The organism is Vibrio sp. 10N.222.48.A3, assembly GCF_041475345.1.
In the GTDB taxonomy this organism is placed as follows: domain Bacteria; phylum Pseudomonadota; class Gammaproteobacteria; order Enterobacterales; family Vibrionaceae; genus Vibrio; species Vibrio tasmaniensis_A.
Genome location: NZ_JBFRVX010000483.1, coordinates 5,797 through 6,100 on the forward strand (window position 1 = coordinate 5,797; position 304 = coordinate 6,100).

A 304-nucleotide genomic window follows, 5' to 3' on the forward strand; every position below is an offset into this window, starting at 1 on the left:
CGACTTGCTCTTTTACTTTCTGTTGTCTTGCTTTGTGGCGTTGTTCTTTGTTGTCTTCGGTCGACATAACAAATCCTTTTAAGTTGTGATTACGCCTATCATAGCCTAACTTAACGATAGCAAAAACCATCGGAAGAACAGGTGATTACGGATGAAAAAGATACTCGTGGTTTGTATGGGGAATATTTGTCGTTCGCCAACAGGTGAAGCGGTGCTGAGAAAGAAAGCTCAGCAGATGGATATTAATGTAACGGTCGACTCCGCTGGGACGATTGGCTTTCATCAAGGCAATGCGCCAGACTCA

The 304-nt window shown here is 43.8% G+C and carries 2 pseudogenes; one reads left to right on the forward strand and one right to left on the reverse strand.

The annotated features are described in order from the left end of the window. Positions 1-130 (reverse strand): annotated as a pseudogene (locus tag AB4653_RS14315) (cob(I)yrinic acid a,c-diamide adenosyltransferase); the annotation flags it as partial. A gap of 21 nt (positions 131-151) precedes the next feature. Here AB4653_RS14315 and AB4653_RS14320 point away from each other — a divergent pair. Next, a pseudogene (locus AB4653_RS14320) lies at positions 152-304 on the forward strand (low molecular weight phosphotyrosine protein phosphatase); the annotation flags it as partial.